This is a genomic window from Methyloversatilis sp. (assembly GCF_051861465.1).
Classification (GTDB): Bacteria; Pseudomonadota; Gammaproteobacteria; order Burkholderiales; family Rhodocyclaceae; genus Methyloversatilis.
The window spans coordinates 232,844-250,690 of record NZ_JBHYCQ010000004.1 but is presented as its reverse complement, the minus strand read 5'-3'; the positions used below and the strand labels follow the sequence as shown (position 1 = coordinate 250,690).

Annotated in this window: 21 protein-coding genes; 5 read left to right on the top strand and 16 right to left on the bottom strand. The window is 67.1% G+C overall.

What is annotated here, in order from left to right:
• Positions 1 to 64 precede the first annotated feature (64 nt).
• Complete coding sequence (locus ACTIFF_RS07655; protein WP_439536297.1) at positions 65 to 616, top strand: class I SAM-dependent methyltransferase; 552 nt, start codon at positions 65 to 67, stop codon at positions 614 to 616.
• Here ACTIFF_RS07655 and mnmH read toward each other — a convergent pair.
• Both mnmH and ACTIFF_RS07645 read right to left on the bottom strand, forming a co-directional pair.
• Positions 568 to 1,686: a tRNA 2-selenouridine(34) synthase MnmH gene (gene mnmH / locus ACTIFF_RS07650; RefSeq protein ID WP_439536296.1), complete on the bottom strand. Its 1,119-nt coding sequence runs from the start codon at positions 1,684 to 1,686 to the stop codon at positions 568 to 570. The genes ACTIFF_RS07655 and mnmH overlap by 49 nt on opposite strands.
• 148 nt (positions 1,687 to 1,834) lie before the next feature.
• Entirely contained in the window at positions 1,835 to 2,476 is a 642-nt protein-coding gene (locus ACTIFF_RS07645; RefSeq protein ID WP_439536295.1) for an arylesterase, read from the bottom strand.
• Between ACTIFF_RS07645 and ACTIFF_RS07640 the strand changes: the two genes are divergently transcribed.
• Entirely contained in the window at positions 2,475 to 3,164 is a 690-nt protein-coding gene (locus ACTIFF_RS07640; RefSeq protein WP_439536294.1) for an ABC transporter ATP-binding protein, read from the top strand. The genes ACTIFF_RS07645 and ACTIFF_RS07640 overlap by 2 nt on opposite strands.
• Before the next feature lie 77 nt (positions 3,165 to 3,241).
• Here ACTIFF_RS07640 and ACTIFF_RS07635 read toward each other — a convergent pair whose 3' ends face one another.
• The 8 genes from ACTIFF_RS07635 to arsS are packed head-to-tail and all read right to left on the bottom strand — an operon-like array spanning position 3,242 to position 11,842.
• Positions 3,242 to 4,315, bottom strand: coding sequence for an FAD-dependent oxidoreductase (locus ACTIFF_RS07635; protein WP_439536293.1), 1,074 nt, complete (start codon positions 4,313 to 4,315; stop codon positions 3,242 to 3,244).
• Positions 4,312 to 5,067, bottom strand: a complete 756-nt coding sequence (locus ACTIFF_RS07630) for a DUF3047 domain-containing protein (protein WP_439536292.1) — start codon at positions 5,065 to 5,067, stop codon at positions 4,312 to 4,314. The genes ACTIFF_RS07635 and ACTIFF_RS07630 overlap by 4 nt, the downstream gene beginning before the upstream one ends.
• Positions 5,061 to 5,693 carry a TIGR04282 family arsenosugar biosynthesis glycosyltransferase gene (locus ACTIFF_RS07625; protein WP_439536291.1) on the bottom strand — a complete coding sequence of 211 codons (633 nt, stop codon included), beginning with the start codon at positions 5,691 to 5,693 and terminating at the stop codon, positions 5,061 to 5,063. The genes ACTIFF_RS07630 and ACTIFF_RS07625 overlap by 7 nt, the downstream gene beginning before the upstream one ends.
• Positions 5,686 to 6,372 carry a TIGR04283 family arsenosugar biosynthesis glycosyltransferase gene (locus tag ACTIFF_RS07620; protein WP_439536290.1) on the bottom strand — a complete coding sequence of 229 codons (687 nt, stop codon included), beginning with the start codon at positions 6,370 to 6,372 and terminating at the stop codon, positions 5,686 to 5,688. The genes ACTIFF_RS07625 and ACTIFF_RS07620 overlap by 8 nt, the downstream gene beginning before the upstream one ends.
• Entirely contained in the window at positions 6,369 to 8,519 is a 2,151-nt protein-coding gene (locus ACTIFF_RS07615; protein ID WP_439536289.1) for an FAD-dependent oxidoreductase, read from the bottom strand. Before ACTIFF_RS07615 ends, ACTIFF_RS07620 begins: the two co-directional genes overlap by 4 nt.
• Positions 8,516 to 9,478 carry a metallophosphoesterase family protein gene (locus ACTIFF_RS07610; RefSeq protein WP_439536288.1) on the bottom strand — a complete coding sequence of 321 codons (963 nt, stop codon included), beginning with the start codon at positions 9,476 to 9,478 and terminating at the stop codon, positions 8,516 to 8,518. The genes ACTIFF_RS07615 and ACTIFF_RS07610 overlap by 4 nt, the downstream gene beginning before the upstream one ends.
• Complete coding sequence (locus ACTIFF_RS07605; RefSeq protein WP_439536287.1) at positions 9,475 to 10,869, bottom strand: sodium:solute symporter family transporter; 1,395 nt, start codon at positions 10,867 to 10,869, stop codon at positions 9,475 to 9,477. The genes ACTIFF_RS07610 and ACTIFF_RS07605 overlap by 4 nt, the downstream gene beginning before the upstream one ends.
• 10 nt (positions 10,870 to 10,879) lie before the next feature.
• Positions 10,880 to 11,842 carry an arsenosugar biosynthesis radical SAM (seleno)protein ArsS gene (arsS, locus tag ACTIFF_RS07600; protein WP_439536286.1) on the bottom strand — a complete coding sequence of 321 codons (963 nt, stop codon included), beginning with the start codon at positions 11,840 to 11,842 and terminating at the stop codon, positions 10,880 to 10,882.
• A gap of 134 nt (positions 11,843 to 11,976) precedes the next feature.
• Between arsS and acuI the strand changes: the two genes are divergently transcribed.
• The 3 genes from acuI (at position 11,977) to ACTIFF_RS07585 (ending at position 13,725) form a co-directional block, all read left to right on the top strand.
• A complete protein-coding gene (acuI, locus tag ACTIFF_RS07595) occupies positions 11,977 to 12,966 on the top strand; it encodes an acrylyl-CoA reductase (NADPH) (RefSeq protein WP_439536285.1) in 990 nt (329 codons plus the stop codon).
• 106 nt (positions 12,967 to 13,072) lie between these two features.
• Positions 13,073 to 13,390, top strand: a complete 318-nt coding sequence (locus ACTIFF_RS07590) for a c-type cytochrome (RefSeq protein WP_306478273.1) — start codon at positions 13,073 to 13,075, stop codon at positions 13,388 to 13,390.
• A gap of 11 nt (positions 13,391 to 13,401) precedes the next feature.
• Positions 13,402 to 13,725, top strand: a complete 324-nt coding sequence (locus ACTIFF_RS07585; protein WP_257078518.1) for a c-type cytochrome — start codon at positions 13,402 to 13,404, stop codon at positions 13,723 to 13,725.
• A gap of 86 nt (positions 13,726 to 13,811) precedes the next feature.
• Here the strand turns inward: ACTIFF_RS07585 and ACTIFF_RS07580 are convergent, their stop codons facing one another.
• From ACTIFF_RS07580 to ACTIFF_RS07555, 6 genes are all read right to left on the bottom strand, one after another.
• A complete protein-coding gene (locus tag ACTIFF_RS07580) occupies positions 13,812 to 14,549 on the bottom strand; it encodes a fused MFS/spermidine synthase (RefSeq protein ID WP_439536284.1) in 738 nt (245 codons plus the stop codon).
• An 85-nt stretch (positions 14,550 to 14,634) separates the two neighbouring features.
• A complete protein-coding gene (minE, locus tag ACTIFF_RS07575; RefSeq protein ID WP_069040319.1) occupies positions 14,635 to 14,892 on the bottom strand; it encodes a cell division topological specificity factor MinE in 258 nt (85 codons plus the stop codon).
• Between the two features lies 1 nt (position 14,893).
• Positions 14,894 to 15,709 carry a septum site-determining protein MinD gene (gene minD, locus ACTIFF_RS07570; RefSeq protein WP_257078520.1) on the bottom strand — a complete coding sequence of 272 codons (816 nt, stop codon included), beginning with the start codon at positions 15,707 to 15,709 and terminating at the stop codon, positions 14,894 to 14,896.
• Between the two features lie 21 nt (positions 15,710 to 15,730).
• Complete coding sequence (gene minC / locus ACTIFF_RS07565) at positions 15,731 to 16,531, bottom strand: septum site-determining protein MinC (protein WP_439536283.1); 801 nt, start codon at positions 16,529 to 16,531, stop codon at positions 15,731 to 15,733.
• 82 nt (positions 16,532 to 16,613) lie between these two features.
• The gene (locus tag ACTIFF_RS07560) at positions 16,614 to 17,486 is read right to left on the bottom strand and encodes an Hsp33 family molecular chaperone HslO (protein ID WP_439536282.1); all 873 of its coding nucleotides are present in this window, start codon (positions 17,484 to 17,486) and stop codon (positions 16,614 to 16,616) included.
• Positions 17,479 to 17,838: a Spx/MgsR family RNA polymerase-binding regulatory protein gene (locus ACTIFF_RS07555; RefSeq protein ID WP_439536281.1), complete on the bottom strand. Its 360-nt coding sequence runs from the start codon at positions 17,836 to 17,838 to the stop codon at positions 17,479 to 17,481. The genes ACTIFF_RS07560 and ACTIFF_RS07555 overlap by 8 nt, the downstream gene beginning before the upstream one ends.
• Positions 17,839 to 17,847: the final 9 nt, after the last annotated feature.

Genomic DNA, 17,847 nt, shown 5'->3' with positions numbered 1-17,847 from the left:
CCTTGAAGTGCCTCGGATGATAATGCCGCCCCGACCCCCCACAACCTTGAATAAAGGCCTGCCGATGCCCTCTCATTCCCACTTTTCCGGTCAGACGCCATCGGAATGGGTCACCCGTTTCGCGGCCCTGTGCGCGCCTGGCGCGGAAATCCTCGATTTCGCCAGCGGCGCCGGTCGGCATGCCCGATGGCTCGCCGGCCAGGGCTTCAGCGTGCTGGCCGCCGATCGTGATGAGTCGGCGCTGGCCGGACTGGCCGGAGTGGGCGGCGTGCGTACGCTGTGCGCAGATCTCGAACAGGACCCCTGGCCGTGGGGGGCTGCCAGCTTCGATGCGGTGGTGGTCACGCGCTACCTGTTCCGGCTGCGACTGGCTGAGCTGGCCGCGCTGCTGCGACCGGGCGGCGTGCTGATCTACGAAACCTTCATGCTGGGCAACGAGCGCTTCGGCAAGCCGTCGAATCCGGATTTCCTGCTCCGGCCGGACGAACTGTTCGACTGGGCGCGCAGCTGGGGACGCGTTCTGGCATTCGAACAGGGCGAACTGACCGCGCCGGCGCCGGCGATGATTCAGCGCATCTGTGCGGTGCGCGCCGACACGTCGTCGAAAGTGCCCTGAGCGGTGGTCCGGATGATCCGTGCCGCGAGCGCATCGATGCCTGCTGCGTCGAGCCGGTCGGCCTCGAAGGCAGGCGCATCCGGATGGCGTGCAAAGTTGTACTGCTGCGATCGTCGGTACAGGGGGTCGTAGTGCTGCTCCAGCAACGCCGCGACCAGCGTGCGCCAGTCGCCGGCGCGCGCCAGCGCCGACCAGGCGCCTATCGTTTCGTGTCCGCGCAGATCGGTCAGCCGTTCGAGCTCGGCAATCAATGCCTCGGCATCGCTCGTGAGGTAGTCGTAGTCGCGCAGCAGGAAGTCCGTACGGGCGGCCACCGAAGCATCGATGCGCAGGCAGGGCGCCGCCCGCATGCGCTCGATCAACTCGTTCGGCAGCGAAACCAGGCCGATGCGCCGGCTTTCCGCTTCGGTGAATACCGGGCGCGCCGGATCGAAAGTCGCCAGCACCGCATGCAGCTGAGATTCGAACCAGCGCTGCGGCGGTTGCGGCTGACCGGGCTGTCGGCCCAGTACCGATCCCTTGTGCGCGGCCAGCGCCTCCAGATCGAGCACCTGTTCGCCACGTGCCGCCAGCCTCTCGAGCACCCGGCTCTTGGCGCTGCCGGTCGGTCCGCTCAGGATGCGGAAATCAAGCTGGGCGGGGGCTGCGGCGAGACGGTCGAGCACATCGCGACGGTAGCGCTTGTAGCCCCCTTCGAGCTGGTGCGCATCCCAGCCGATCTGGCGCAGCACGGTGACGAAGGCGCCGCTGCGCTTGCCGCCCCGCCAGCAGTAGATCAGCGGACGCCAGTCCGGCCCCTTGTCGTGGAAGGTTTCCAGCAGGTGGCGGCCGATGTTCAGGGCAACCAGCGCCGCACCGCGCCGCTTGGCGACGAACGGCGACACCTGTTTGTACAACGTGCCGATTTCCGCGCGCTGCGCGTCGTCGAGTGCCGGGCAGTTGATCGCGCCCGGCACATGGTCGAGCGCGAATTCGGCGGGCGAACGGGTATCGATGAGGGCGTCGAAGTCGTGCAACTGACGGATCGACGCCATTCCCGCCGGTCGCCGGAGGAGGGGGGCGTCGCTCATTGCCGGGTGTTCCTGTGCATGACAGCCTTGTCTGGGAGAACCGCGGCCGGCGATGGTAGCGTGCCGGACGAAAGTCGAGTGATTGCTTGCCGCGTTACGCCGTATATATACGCAGCACCTGTTTTCCGACCCGCAGGCCGGAGCGCGATCACCGCTGGTGCGCGGCCGACGCGCTGTCGGTCACCTTGCCGAGCAGCGGCTTGAGCGGCGTCCAGATGTTGTCGGCGATGCGCGACTGCACGCCGGCGACCGGATGAACGCCATCCGGCAGGAAGCTTCGCGGATCGGTCGCGAAACCGTCGAGCAGGAAGGGCAACAGCGCCGAGCGGGTGCTTGTGGCCACCTCACCGAAGGCAGCGGAGAACTTTTGCGTGTAGTCGGGGCCGTAGTTCGGCGGCAGTTGCATGCCGGCGATCAGCACCCGGGCGCCGGCCGCCTGTGCCTTGCGCGTCATGGATTCGATGTTGTCGCGCATGCTTTTGACGGGCAGGCCGCGCAGTCCGTCGTTGGCACCGAGCGCGAGAATGACGATGGCCGGCTTGTGCGCCGCGAGCGCCGCGTCGATGCGCGACAGGCCGTTGGCCGTCGTGTCACCGCTGGTGCTCGCATTGACGACCGAATGGGCGTAACCCGCCTGCGCCAGTTTCTGCCCGAGCAACACCGGCCAGGCCTCATGCTGGCGCAGACCGTATCCGGCTGACAGACTGTCGCCGACCACCAGCAGTGTCTGCGCCTGCAACGGCAGCGCAGCGAACACCATGCATAACATCGAGAAAAACACTTTTTTCATGCCTACAGACACTCCGGAAACACGCCCGACCGTCCTTGAAGTCATCGGGCTGGGCAAGCAGGTAAGCAGCGGGAACGCGCCGCTGCAGATTCTTCAGGATATCGCCTTCACGGTTCGTGCCGGCGAAGCTTTGGCCATCGTCGGCGCCAGCGGTTCAGGAAAATCGACCTTGCTCGGTCTTCTGGCCGGGCTCGACCTGCCGTCTGCCGGCTCGGTCAGCATCGCCGGGCAGGACATCTTTGCGCTCGACGAAGACGCCCGGGCGCAGCTGCGCGGCGAAAAGGTCGGCTTCGTGTTCCAGTCCTTCCAGCTTCTGCCGGCGCTGACCGCGCTCGAAAACGTCATGCTGCCGCTCGAACTGGCCGGCGTCGACCGGGTGCGCGAGCGCTCGGTGGCACTGCTGGAACGGGTCGGCCTGGGCGGGCGGATGACGCACTACCCGCGCCAGCTGTCCGGCGGCGAACAGCAGCGGGTCGCGCTGGCGCGCGCCTTTGCGCCCGAGCCCGGACTGCTGCTGGCCGATGAACCGACCGGCAATCTCGACGCCGCGACTGGCGCGTCGGTCATCGACCTGATGTTCGCCATGAATGCCGAACAAGGCACCACGCTGATCCTGGTGACGCACGACGAGGCGCTGGCGTCGCGCTGTACGCGCCGCATCCGCCTGGCCGCCGGCAGGATGATTTGAGATGCAAGATTCAAGATGAAAGATGCAAGCGGGTCCGTCGTTCCTTGAATCTTGCATCTTGAATCTTGCATCTGCCTTCACAGATCGAAACGGCGCATGAACGCGCGGTCGATGCGGTCCTTCCAGCGCCACACCCAGTCCCCCTGCAGCGACCAGCCGCCGCGTGATGCGATGGCGTGGCGGCGGCCGCAGGCGAGCAGCAGCAGGGCCTGTGTCTGCGGTGTCCAGGGTTGCAGCGTGTCGCCACGCGCGGCGCGCAGCAGGTTGGCGGCCAGCGGCGGGCCGGCGCGCACGGCAAACACGCCGGACTTCGGGCGCGGTGAATCGATCATCGTCGCGACATCACCGGCGGCGAACACTTCGGGGTGTGACAGTGACTGCAGCGTCGGGCCGGTCGCGATGAAACCGCGGGGGTCGAGTGCCAGACCGCAGTCGCGCAGCCAGGCTGGCGGGGCGGCGCCGGTGGCCCACACCGTGAACTGGCTCGGAATGCTGCGTCCGTCCGCCAGCCGCACGGTATCGGCGTCGACACCGGACACGCTTGCATCGGTCACCACGTCGATCCGCTGGCGCGCCAGTTCGGCCATCACACGCCGCTGCAGGCCCGCGGGCAGCCCGTCGAGGAGATGCGGCGCGCGGTCGATCAACGTACAGCGCATCCGCGGTTGCCGGTGATGCAGCGCCATGATGATTTCGACGCCGGCCGCCCCGGCGCCGACAACTGCGGCAGCGCGCGCGGCGCGCGCGGTGTGCCAGCTCTCGAGCAGTTGACCGATCGGCTTCACCGGATGCGCGCAGGTGTCGGCGCCCGGCAGATCGGGGATGCGCGGCGTCGAACCGGTGTCGATCGACAGCAGGTCGTAGTCGATCACCTCGCCGCTGGCCAGCCGGATCTGCCGTTGCCCGGCGTCCAGTGAGACCGCGGCATCCAGCCTGAGCGCGCAGCCCGCCCGCGCTGCCAGCGGGGCGAGATCGATGCAGGCCTGCCGGTAGTCGTAATGGCCGGCGATGACGCCCGGCATCATGCCGGAGTAGGGCGTCAGCGCATCGGGCGTGATCAGGCTGACCCGTGCATCGGGCTGTTCGCGCGCAAAGGCTTCCAGCACGAACAGGTGGGCGTGACCGCCGCCGAGCAGGACAAGACGCTTCATGGGGGGGGCTGCAGCGGTGACCGGGCGGTGACCGACAGGTCGCCGAAATAACCGAGGGTCTGTCCGCCCGTGTTGTCGCTGTCGCTGGCCACGACGATGCCGGTCACGGCCGGCGGGCCTTCGCCGAAGGCTTCCCGGAAATCCTCGACCAGGTTGCGGCTCACGTCGCGCCAGCTGCCGGTCGGCGAACCGGCACCGTCTACGGCGATCATGCGTACCCGGTCGGTGTAGGCGCTCCATGCGCGCGAGCCCGGCGCAGCGCGCGTGTCCCACACGTAGCACAGCACGGCGGTCGGAATCTGCTCGCCGTAGAAGGTGCGCGCCAGCCGGATTTTCGTGCGGCTGCCGAACGACAGCTTCGACAGATCGAGATCGAACAGCACATAGACGCGCAGCGCGTAGTCGTCGCCGTCCCGCGTCGCGAAGCGCCCGGCGGTCGGCAGCACGTCGGCGCGCCAGCGCCAGTTCAGCCAGGGCGTGGCGAGCGGATCGAAGCGGCGGGCGTGGATCAGCGCCGAGGCGGCATTCGACGCTTCGACTCGCAGAACGGTCAGGCCCTCCAGCTCGGCCAGCCGGAAATCGGCCGGTGCCGCCTTGCCGCCCAGCGTGTAGGCGCTCCAGCCCGATACGGTCGATCCGGCGGGCTGCGAGGAAAAGGCGGGCAGGGCAATGGCATCGGCGGCAGCGGCCGACATTTCGCAGGTCAGCGCCAGCGCGATGGCCAGCAGCAATGCGCGCAGGCGGGTCAGCACGGTTCGGGCACCAGCAGACCTTCGGCCACGGCGCGACGGTAGTCATCCGGCCGGTCGAGGTCGTAACCGGTCGGGAGCACATGCGTGAGCAGGCCGAGCCGCTCGATCACCGCACGGGTTTGCGGCCACACCCCGGCGCTGCCCCACGCAATGCCTTCGAACAGGTGAGCTTGCCGTACGCGCAGCCCCACCAGCAGATAGCCGCCATCCTCTGCCGGAGCGAACACCGCATCGTGGCTGCGCAACGCAACACCCGCTGCGCGCAGGTCAGCCGACTGCAGCGACACGGCGTCGGCGCCGATCAGCAGCGCGCCTGCATGGCGACGGAGGGTGTCATCGAAGGCATGCGCCATGCGCATGCCGATGTCGCCGCCGGTCTGGGCGTGCAGCGACACGCCGTACCGGTCGCGACAGCGTTCGAAGAAATCATGGCTGCAGTCCGGTGCGCACCACAGCTCGACCGGGCCGATGGCCGCGTCGGCAGCCACCTGCAGCGCACGTTCGGTCAGTTGCGCACCGATCCGCGCCGCGCCGTCGGCGCCCAGCAGCGGCATCAGCCGCGTCTTGCTGCGGCCGGCCTCGGGGGCGCGCGCGAACACGAGCACCGCCGTTACGGACTCACTCATGGTGCGGCCGGTAGTCCCGCGCCAGATCGCCCGGATCGGCACCGAAGAAGTAACGCAGGCGCAGGCGCCACATCAGCACGATGGTGCGCAGCACCCCCTGGCGCTCCCAGCGGCGGCCCGACGTGATGACGCGCGCGCGCAGACAAGCCGGTCGCGACCGCGACCGCGCACGGGTGGAAAAGTCGATGTCTTCCATCAGCGCGATCGGCGCGTAGCCATCCAGTGCGTCGAACAGTGCGCGCGTGCAGAAGATCGCCTGATCGCCTGTGGCGATGCCGGTCAGGCGGGAACGCAGGTTCATCATGGCGGCGACCACCGCGAGCAGCGGGTGGCGACCTTCGATGCGCACGTCGAAGCGCCCCCACTGCGCACCGGCTGCGATCGCCCGATCGATCCGTGCGAACGCGTCGGGCGGCAGCTGCGTGTCGGCGTGCAGGAACAGCAGCACGTCGCCGGTCGCCGCCTGCGCACCGGCGTTCATCTGCAGCGCACGACCGCGCGGCGCGCGTACGACGCGCGCGCCCTGCGCGGCAGCGAGCGATGCGGTGTCGTCGAGACTGCCGCCGTCGGCGACGATGCGTTCCATATCGCAGACGTCGGTGGCCGGCATGCGCGACAGCGCTTCCCCGATGGTCGCGGCTTCGTTCAGCGCCGGCAGCACGACGGACAGCCGCCTCATCCGCGCATCCACGAGTGATAGCGCGCGACCCATGCGAGCAGCGTCTGCGGCGCATGCGCCTTCTTCCAGACGCCGGCGGCGAACTTGTTCGCCTCGTTCATCGTCGGGTAGATGTGGATGGTGCCCAGCAACTTGTTGAGCCCGAGACCGTGCTTCATCGCCAGCACGTATTCGGCGATCAGTTCGCCCGCGTGTTCGCCGACGATGGTCACGCCGAGGATGCGGTCGCGCCCGGGTACGGTGAGCACCTTGACGAAGCCGTGCGCCACCTCGTCGGTGATTGCGCGGTCGAGGTCATCGAGTTCGTAGATCGTCACTTCGTGCGGAATGTTGCGCGCCTTCGCGTCGGTCTCGTTCAGGCCGACCCGCGCCACCTCGGGTTCGGTGAAGGTGGCCCACGGAATGACCGAGTAGTCGACCGCAAAGCGCCTGAAGCGGCCGAACAGGGCGTTGACCGCGGCGTACCAGGCCTGGTGCGCCGCGGTATGCGTGAACTGGAACGGGCCGGTCACGTCGCCGCAGGCGAAGATGTTGGGGTAGAGCGTTTCCAGGTAGTCGTTGGTATCGACCGTCCGGTTGGCGCGCAGCGTGATGCCCAGCTCTTCCAGACCGTAGCCGCTGACGTTGGGCGTGCGTCCGACGGCGCACAGCAGGGTGTCGAATTCAATGCGCACTTCACCTTCCGAGCCTTCGGCAAACAGCACTTTCGCATCGCCTTCCCGCGCAAAGCGCACCGCCTTGTGGCCAGTCAGCACGCGCACGCCTTCTTCCGCGAAACGTGCTTCGACCAGTGCCGACACATCCGGGTCTTCCCGCCCCATCAGGCGCGGCGCCATTTCGACCTGGGTCACGTCGGCGCCGAAGCGCGCGAAGGCCTGCGACAGTTCGCAGCCGATCGGGCCGCCACCGAGCACCAGCAGACGGCCGGGCAGCGCGCGCAGCGACCACAGCGTGTCCGAGGTGAGCAGGTCCATCGCCTCGATGCCGGGTATCGGCGGCACGAAGGGGCGGGCGCCGGCGGCGATGACGATGTTGCGCGCGGACAGCGCGCGCGTGCTGCCGTCACGCTGCGTCACCTCGACCGTCCACGGCGAGGTGATGCGCGCCCGCGCGTCGAAGCAGTCGACGCCGAGCGCGTTGTAGCGCTCGACCGAATCATGCGGTTCGATCGCGCGCACCACCCGCGCGACGCGTTCCATCACGTCGGCGAAATCGAACTGCGCAGTGGCCTCGCGCACACCGAGCGACTTCGCATGCGCGATCTGCGACAGCAGCCGCGCCGAGCGGATCAGCGCCTTCGACGGCACGCAGCCGGTGTTGAGGCAGTCGCCGCCCATGCTGTGCTGCTCGATCAGCGCCACCTTCGCCTTCACCGCGGCGCCGATGTAGGCGGTGACCAGACCGGCGCTGCCGCCGCCGATCACCAGCAGGTTGTAATCGAAGCGTGCCGGCTTCGACCAGCGGCTGAACACGGCACGGCTGCGCACCGCATCGATCACCCTGCGGGCGATCAGCGGGAACACGCCCAGCAGCACGAACGCACCGATCAGCCCGGGCGACAGGATGCCGGACAGCGATTCGATGCGGCCGATCTGGGTGCCCGCATTCACGAACACGATGGTGCCCGCCAGCATGCCGAGCTGGCTCACCCAGTAGAAGGTGCGTGCCGGCAGGGCGGTCAGCGCCATCGCCAGATTGACCGCGAAGAAAGGGAACGCCGGCACCAGACGCAGCGTGAACAGATAAAAGGCACCGTCCTTTTCGACGCCGCGGTTGATCGACTCCAGCGCCGTGCCGAAGCGCGCCTGCACCCAGTCGCGCAACAGGAAGCGCGCGATCAGGAAGGCGAGCAGGGCGCCCAGGCTGGATGCAAAGGACACGATGACCAGTGCCTTGGCGAAGCCGAACAGGGCGCCGCCGGCCAGCGTCATGATCGCCGCACCGGGCAGCGACAGCGCCGTCACGACGACGTAGATCGCGAAGAACACCGCGGCCGAACGCCAGGGCGCGGCATCGACCTGTTCGGTCAGCATGCGCTGCTGCGCCTTGAACCAGGCCAGATCGAAGAAGCGGCCGAGATCGAGAATGAAGAACGCGGCGACCAGCGCCACGACGACGCCGAGCAGGGCAAGCTTGCGCGCGTTCATGGTGCAGCCTCTTCCAGCGTCCAACCCGGACCGTGGTCGATGCGGTCGCGGTAGTTCAGCGCGGCCGCCGAGCCGTCGGGCCACTGCGCGGTGAATTCGGCCCGCCAGGCGGCCGGATCGTAGTCGAGCGCGAGCGCATCGACATGCAGTGCGCCGACGCGCGCGCCGTACAGCACCGGATGCGGCGACGGCGTCAGCGCGATGCGGCTGATGACGCCGCACAGACGGTCGCAGAAATTGGGCATGCCGGCAGCACCGTTGTTGATGACCGCCCGGTCGTCGAATCGCTTCAGCGCAGGCAGGCAGGTGTGGCTGCTGGCGAACACGTCGCACTGCGCCCGGCGGAACTGTTCCAGGTAACGGGCGCGATGCGCAGCATCCTGCAGCGCGCGGGCGTCAAAGGACCAGCCAGCCAGCGAATCGGCGTCGCCATGGACCACGCCGACGCGGGCGTCGCCGATGCGCACGGCGCGCCAGAAATCGAGCGCCGCCAGTTCGCCGCGCCAGTGCGGATCGTGGCGGGCGGTGCGCGACAGCTGTGAGTGGATGAGGTTGGAGCGGTCGACCAGCGCCTGCGGAACGTCGTCCGGGTAGCTGCAGCCGCATCCGGCCTCCCCCGAGCCATCGGCCAGTTCGGCTTCGACGTTGCCGGCGATCGCGTCATGCGCCCGCACACGCCGCTGCACGTCGCCGAAGCAGGCCGGGTCGATGTCGAACCAGTGGAAATCGCCGTTGAACATCAGGCGTGCATCGCCCCGCTCGCGGGCGAACAGGTGCTCCAGCGAGTCGAGCGCCGGCCGGTTGCCGTACAGGCCGCCGACGACGTACAGCGTATCCGTCACCAGATCGGCTCGGGTGTCGGCCAGTGCAGCCGCCCCGTAGCGGTAATGCAGCGGACAGCTGCGGCCGGGGTCGGCGAGGCTGTCGTCGGCCGTGCTGTCGACGAGATCGGGGTTCATCGCATCCGCCCTGCAATCAGCGGCGGCAGCAGATAGCCCGCGGTGCACAGCAGCAGTCCGTAAAGATTCACGCCGAGCAGTTTGGCGTACTTGCCGGTGCCGATGGCCCAGCTGTCCGGGATGCCACCCATCGCCAGCAGCACGCCCAGCGCGAGTCCGGTCCAGAACGCCAGGTGGAAGGACCACTTCGCGGCGCGCGTGCCAGGCTGCGTGAAGCCGGCCAGCAGGAAGATGGGCGCCAAGCCGATCACCATGGTGCCGCTGATGGTTGTCGCCTTCAGGATGTCGGTGCCGGCGATCATCGGCAGATTGCCGATGATCGCGAACAGCGCCATGGCGCCCATGCCGAGCGCGATGGCCCGCCTGGGTTCCGGACGCCCGGCCAGTTGCGGCAGCTCCTGCGCCACATGCCGGGCCAGCGATGAGAAGGTCGAGTCGAGCGTGGACCCTGCGGCGGCCACCATGACGATGGTCATCACGAACAGCGCGGCCGGCCCCATGCTGCGGGCGAGTGCCGCCGGCACGTTGTCTCCGCCGGCCAGGCCTTCGAGCCGGGCGTGCACGCCGACCAGCGAAAACAGCAGGATGCAGACGAAGCCAAGCGCGCCGGCCCAGACGAAGGCGCGCAGCATGCGCTTTTCTTCGGTGATGAAGCCGCGGTCGGTCAGCACCGGATCATGGAAGGGGTAGGACAGCACCTGCAGCGCGGCGACCAGCAGCAGGTCGACACCCGCGTCGAGCCGGAAATCGCCGGTGCTCGCGAGCGCCACCGGTCCGTGCGTCGGCAGCACCAGCAGCAGCACGACGGCGAAGAACAGCACGAACAGGCCGGTCTGCAGCACGTCGGTGTAGATCGACGAGCGCAGGCCACCCTTCAGGCTGTAGAACAGCGTGGCGGCGGTAAACAGCAGCGCGGCACCGATGAATTCGGTCGAACCGGCCGGGCCGTAGTAGCCGCCGACGACCGCAGTATTGCTCCACACCTCGTTGAAAAGGCGCACCAGGATGGCGATCGAGAAGGCCAGCGCCGCCAGCCTGCCGTGCCGGCCGGTCAGGAAGGACATCAGGCTGGTGGCGCCGTAGCGCCTGCGCAGTCTCAGGATGGCCCAGCCAGCCAGCGGAATCGACAACCAGTAGGTCGCGTACGCAAGACCGCCGACGATGCCGTAGGTCGCACCGAGATTGGCCGCGTTGGTGATCGACTTGGCGAAGATCCACGAAATGAAGATGCTGGCGCCGAGCGCCCAGGTGCCGGCCGGGCGACCCGCTTCGTCGTGGCCGTCGAAGAAGCCGGCCCGCCCGACGGCGCGCGGCGACAGCGCATACATGCCGACGCCGTACAGCACCAGAAAGCCCCAGAAGGCGACGCCGAACACCACCGGATCATTCATGGCGAGCCTTTCAGACGAGCGCGCCGGCGCAGGACGAGCCCTGTCCCGCGGTACAGCCGTAGCAGTGATCCATGACGACGATGGGCGTACCCGACACGTCGCGGCCGATCAGTTCGGACAGGTGCACACGCGGCCGGCCATCGATGCGCAACGGCAGACCCAGCATCTGGTTGAAGTCACAGTCGTAGACATGGCCTTCCCAATCGACGCTCAGCAGGTTGCGGCACATCACGCTGTCCAGATTGTCTTCGCGGTGGGCGGTGCGCAACGTCTGCATGTAGGTGTTGAACTGCCCCTTCGATACCAGCGTCGACCCGAAACGCTGGATCGGCATGTTGGCGAGGGTGTAAAGGCGGGTGAACACGATGCCGAATGCGCTGCCGAGGTGATCGCGATACGACTGCTCCAGTGCCGCCTGCGGCGGAGGCAGCGACGGCCCCTGCGGGTTGAACACCAGATTCAGTTCAAGCCCGGAATCGGGCTGTCCATAGCCGAGCGCGTTGAGCTGCTGCAGCGCGGCGATGCTGCGCGCGAACACGCCATTGCCGCGCTGGCGATCGACGTTGTCTTCGAGATAGCAGGGCAGCGACGCGGTGACCTGCACCTGATGGTCGGCCAGAAACCGCGCCATGCCCTCGTAACCGGGTTCGGACAGGATGGTCAGGTTGCAGCGGTCGATCACGGCGACATCGAGCTTGCGCGCTTCACCGACCAGCCAGCGGAAGTGCGGATTCATTTCCGGCGCGCCGCCGGTCAGATCGATCAGGCGCACGTCGGACGCGCGGATGAAGTCGAGTACGACCTGCAATGTGGCCAGACTCATCTGTTCGGTGCGGCCGGGCCCTGCGTTGACGTGGCAATGCAGGCAGCTCTGATTGCAGGTGTAGCCCAGATTCAGTTGCAGGATTTCGGTGTGGCGGCGGGCAAGCGGCGGGAAGTCGGTCGTTCGCAGGAGCGGCAGTGTGGCGTGCATGCGTGATTGAGCCCTGTGGCAATGCGATGGAGGATGTCGGAGGAAGACCGTTGTCGCCGCCGCAACCTTACTGCTTTGCGGGTCAACAAGTATCCTGCGCGCTGCAGACCGTCAATGACCGGAGGAAACCGAAGATGTTCAAGGCCATATTGCTGGAGCAGGGCGCGGACGGCAAGACGATTGCCCGCCTGAGCGATATCGAGGACGCGGCACTGCCCGAAGCCGATGTACGCGTTGCCGTGCAGTGGTCCAGCCTCAATTACAAGGATGCGCTGGCGATCACCGGGCGCAGCCCCATCGTGCGCAAGTGGCCGATGGTGCCGGGCATCGATTTCGCGGGCGTGATCGAACACAGCGACCATCCGTGCTGGAAGGTTGGCGACAAGGTCGTGCTGACCGGCTTCGGCGTGGGCGAGGGCCACTGGGGCGGTCTGGCCCAGCGCGCTGCGATCAAGGGTGACTGGCTGGTCGCGCTGCCGACCGGCTTCGATGCGAAGCATGCGATGGCCGTCGGCACGGCCGGCTTCACCGCCATGCTCTGCCTGCTGGCGCTGGAACGTCACGGCCTGAAGCCGGGCGACGGCGAAGTACTGGTGACCGGCGCCAGCGGCGGCGTGGGTTCGGTGGCCGTGGCACTGCTGGCCAGTCTGGGTTATCGCGTGGTCGCGAGCACCGGCCGCCTCGACGAAACCGACTACCTGAAGTCGCTCGGCGCCGAATCGGTCATCGATCGCGCGACGCTCTCGGCACCGGGCAAGCCGCTGGCGCGCGAGCGCTGGGCGGGGGTGGTGGACAGCGTCGGCTCGCACACGCTGGCAAACGCCTGCGCCGCGACCCGCGAGAACGGTGCGATCGCCGCCTGCGGGCTGGCCCAGGGCATGGATTTCCCCGCCAGCGTTGCGCCGTTCATCCTGCGTGGCGTCACGTTGTACGGCATCAACAGCGTCACCGTGGCGCACGGACCGCGCGAAGAAGCCTGGGCGCGCATCGTGCGCGATATGCCGATGGCCAAACTCGACGCCATGACGCAGGTGGTGCGGCTCGATGAAGTGCTCGACATCGCGCCGCGCTTCCTCGAAGGAAAGGTGCGCGGTCGCCTGGTGGTCGATACCGCTGGAGTCTGAATCTGCAGGCCGCGCAGCGCGCGGCGGTTTTGACGGTCTCTCCGTCCTTCGCTACACTGCGCGGCGATTTTCCGAAATAAGTTCAACCTTCAAAAAGAGATCATCGATGAGCGCCAGAACCGTTCTCGCTGTCGCAGCCCTCTGTGTCAGCCCGCTTGCCCTCGCCGTCGAAGGCAATGCAGAAGCCGCCAGGGACAAGGTCGCCATGTGCATCGGCTGCCACGGCATTCCGGGTTACCAGACCGTGTTTCCGAAAACCTACAAGGTGCCGCTGATCGGTGGCCAGTACCCCGAATACATCGTCGCCGCGCTGCAAGCCTACAAGAGCGGTGACCGCAAGCACCCGTCGATGAATGGCATTGCCGCCAGCCTGACCGAGCAGGACATGGCCGACATCGCGGCTTACTACTCCGCGCAGAAATGAGGAAGGTCGTGATGATCAAGAAAACGATGGTGGTCGCAGCCGCTGTGCTGCTGGGCAGCAGCTTCGCGTTCGCAGGCGACGTGGCGCGCGGCAAGGAAAAATCGGCTGCGTGCGCGGCCTGTCACGGTGCAGACGGCAACAGCCCGGCGCCGGCTTTCCCGCGCATCGGCGGGCAGCACGAGGACTATCTGCTGCAGTCGCTGCTGTCGTACAAGAGCGGTGCGCGCAAGAATGCCATCATGGCCGCCCAGGTCGGTGCGCTGAGCAAGCAGGACATGGCGGATCTGGCGGCGTACTTCGCATCGCAAGCCGGCCCGCTGGTGTCGCGTCGCTGAACACCCGCTTCCGCGATACAAAAAGCCGGCATTGCCGGCTTTTTTCCTTTTTTGCGCGTCCTCAGGTCCGCAGCCGGCCCGCTCGCTCAGATCACCAGGCTGCCTCCCGCGCAGTAACCAGCCTGTTCGATCCGGCTCAGGCTGGGTGTCAGATTCAACCCGGTGTCCGCACGCAGACGCTGCGCCCGCGCGCGCAGCACGTCCATCGACACACCCGTGCCGTTGTCGATTGATGCGATGCAGATCGCGTTGCCCTCGTTGAGCGAGGGCAGCACGAGGGCGCGCCCCTCGTAGGCGTCCATCACCCGCTGTGCGCTGGCGCGAAAACCGCGCGTGCGACCGAACAGGTTCAGACAGACCCGTCCGCCCGGCGACAGCTTCGCCCGACAGGCACGATGGAAGGCTTCGGTATCGAGCGAGTTGGCCCGCGCACGGTGATCGTAGCCATCGACCAGGATCAGGTCCCACTGCTGCGCGCTGGCGGCGACGAATGTCGCGCCGTCGTCGATCACGATGCGCAGCCGCCCGTCTTCCGGCGGCAGGCGGAAGTAACTGGCCGCCGCCGCCGGCATGCGCGGATCGATCTCGACCACGGTCAAGGCCGACTGTGCGCAATAGCGATGCAGAAACTTGGTGACCGATGCCGCACCCAGACCGATGATCAGCACCTGCGCCGGCCAGGTTTCATCGGCCGTCAGCAGCAGCGGCAGCATCATTTCCCGCGTGTATTCCAGTTCCAGCGCGAACGGACGCGCGACGCGCATCGCACCCTGTATCCACTCGGAACCGAAGTGCAGGTAACGCACGCCGGCTCCCTCGGACACGTCGATCGAATGACGAGGAACGACGAGGTTCAACCCGGAAGCCTCGGCTGACCGCCCGCCATGTCATCGAAAACCTTCGCCGGGTTCAATTTCGCTGATCGGGCAGCACGATGTTGACTTCAAGTACTTCGTAGTTGTCCTGCTTTTCGAGCTGGACCTTGATGTCTTCCGGATTGACGCGCACGTATTTCGAAATGACCGCCACCAGTTCCTGCTGCAGCGCCGGCAGGAAGTCGGCCGACGAATTCGCACCGCGTTCACGCGCGATGATGAGTTGCAGCCTTTCCTTCGCGATCGACGCAGTTTTCGGCTTCTGGCCGAAAATCAGTGACAGCAGCGACATGTCACTTCCCTCCGAACAGGCGCTTGAGCAGGCCGGGCTTTTCGTAATCGACGAAGCGCAGCGGGCGCTCTTCGCCCAGGAAGCGGGCCACCACGTCGGCGTACGCCTGCGCGACATCGCTGCCCTCCATGTGGATGGCCGGCGTGCCCTGATTCGATGCCTGCAGCACGATTTCCGACTCGGGGATGACGCCCAGCACCGGAATGCGCAGGATTTCCTGCACGTCGCCGTAGCTGAGCATTTCGCCATCGTTGGCACGTTTGGGCGAATAGCGGGTGATGACCAGATGCTCCTTCACCGGCTCGCGGCTTTCCTTGGCGCGACGCGATTTCGACTGCAGGATGCCGAGAATACGGTCCGAGTCGCGCACCGAACTGACTTCCGGATTGGTGACGATGATGGCTTCGTCGGCAAAGGTGAGTGCCATGACCGCGCCGTGTTCGATGCCGGCCGGCGAGTCGCACACGATGTAGTCGAAGCCCATGCCGACCAGATCGTTCAGGATCTTCTCGACGCCGTCCTCGGTCAGCGCATCCTTGTCGCGGGTCTGCGACGCAGGCAGCACGAACAGGTTGTCGCAATGCTTGTCCTTGATCAGCGCCTGCGTCAGGTTGGCTTCGCCGTGCAGCACATTCACGAAGTCATACACGACCCTCCGCTCGCAGCCCATGATGAGGTCGAGATTGCGCAGGCCGACGTCGAAGTCGATGACGGCTGTCTTCTTGCCGCTCATGGCGAGGCCGGACGAAAATGCGGCGCTGGTGGTGGTCTTGCCCACGCCGCCCTTGCCGGATGTGACGACTACGATACGGGTCACTCTTGTTCTCCCTCTGGTGTTTCAGGTGGTCGCCAGTGCGGCGACATCAAGTACCTGTTTATCTTCATGTTCCTGCAGCCGCACATGCGCCGGCTTGCGCAGCAGCTCGCTGTGCGCGGTGTGTTCGAAGGTGCGGTATACGCCGGCGATCGACACCAGTTCGGCTTCGAAGCAGGTGGTGAAGATGCGCGCATGCACGTCGCCCGACGCCCCCGCCAGCGCACGTCCGCGCAGCGGCGCATAGATGTGGATGTTGCCGTCGGCGATCACCTCGGCGCCGGCGCTGACCATGGCCAGCACGATCAGGTCACAGCCGCGGGCATACACGCGTTGGCCGGAACGCAGCGGCTTGTCGATGATTTCGGCTCGCCGGGCCGCTGCCGGCGCGACGACCGGCTCGGGCACGCTGGCGACCGGGGGCCCGGCCTCGCTGACGGGTTCGCTGACGGGTTCGCTGACCGGCTCGGCGACGGGTTCAGGTGGTGGCGCACGGTCGGGCTGCACGTCGCCGGCGACGACTGCAAAGCCGAGCGCGCGCGCGACGCCGGCAGCGGCGTCATCGACCCCCTGAACCGCGACCGCGGTCAGTGCATGGCGGGCCAGCGCGTCGCGGATGCCTGCCCAGTCGGGTGACACATCCGACGGCAGCGCGCTCGCGTCGATGACCACCGGTTCACCCGAGAAAAAGCCGGGGGTTGCGCCCAGACGTGCGTCCAGGGCTGCCGCAACAGATGGCGCATCCGCTGCGTGCAGCAGCGCGCGCATGGCTTCGAGCGTGGCGCTTTTGAGTTCTACGGCCGGGGGAGCAGGCTTGCGCGCCATGGGGTGTCCGCGGGAAATATCGAAAGTCTACATAGTGACCGGTGCACCGGCAACTGCCGCAGGGGGGCGTCTGGACGCTGCATCAATGCACAGCGGGCGGAGCTTCACCGAACAGCAGCTGGATGTCGAGCGCGCTGAAGCGGTAGTCGTGGTTGCACATGTCGTCGTGGATATGCACCTCGCCCTGTTCGCGCAGGATGGATTCGACCTCTTCGCGACCGAGCGACAGCACCAGCCGGCGCAGCTTCTCTTCGTCGCGCGGGCAGTGATGTCGCGGTATCGCCGGTGCGAACACACGAATGCCGTCGCGCGCCGCCTCTTCGGCAAACAGGCGGCCGAGCAGCGCCTCGGGCGCCAGCGCCTTCAGCTCGTCCGGCGTCACGGTCGCGGCCAGGTGGCACAGGCGGTTCCAGCCGTCGGCGTCCTTGCGGTCGGCATCCGGCAGCTTCTGCAGGAACAGGCCGGTCGCGCAGTCGGCATCGGCGTGGAGCCACAGCGCTGCCGGCTGCTGTTCGGACAGCGCCAGATAGTGCTCGAACACTGCCGCCACCGAGTCGCCTTCCAGTGGAACCAGGCTCTGGTAGGGCGTCTCCGCCTCGTCCGTCTGCAATGTCATCACCAGATGCCCCTCGCCGAGCAACGCCGGGACCGGTGCATCGGCCAGGTCTGCGGGCGCACTGGCCATGCCGCGCAGGCGCAACTGCTGGTCGCAATCCACGACCAGCGTCTCGACCGGGCCGCGGCCGCGCACCTGAACCGTCAGACGGGCCGGCTGTTTGAGCTGCCCGCCGATCAGCAGCGTGACCACCGTCACTTCGCCGAGCAGTCGTGTGGCGACGGCGCCATAGCCTCGCCCCTGCTGCATGGCCTGCCAACCCTCGTCGAAACGGACCAGCGCACCGCGGACGTCAAGCGCCTCGAACATGAACCGCTGGATGAAGTCACGCTCACTCATTGGGCTTGCGCTTGAGGATTTCGCTCCAGTGCGCCGGATCGAAGCCGATAAGCAAGTGTCCGCCGTGCTCGATGATGGGCCGGCGGATGGCTGACGGATGTTCGGTCAACAGTGGCTGTGCGCATACATCGTCCAGATCGGCGGTCAATTCGGGGGGCAGCTTGCGAAAGGTCGTACCTTTCGTATTGACGATGGCCCGCCAGCCGGCACGTTCGATCCAGCCGGCAAGCCGGTCCGCCGGCACACCGTCCTTCTTGTAGTCGTGCAGATGGAATTCGAGCTGGTGTTCGTTCAGCCAGGCCATGGCGCGGGACATCGTGTCACAGCGCCGGATACCGAAAACGCGAAGCATGTGCGGAGT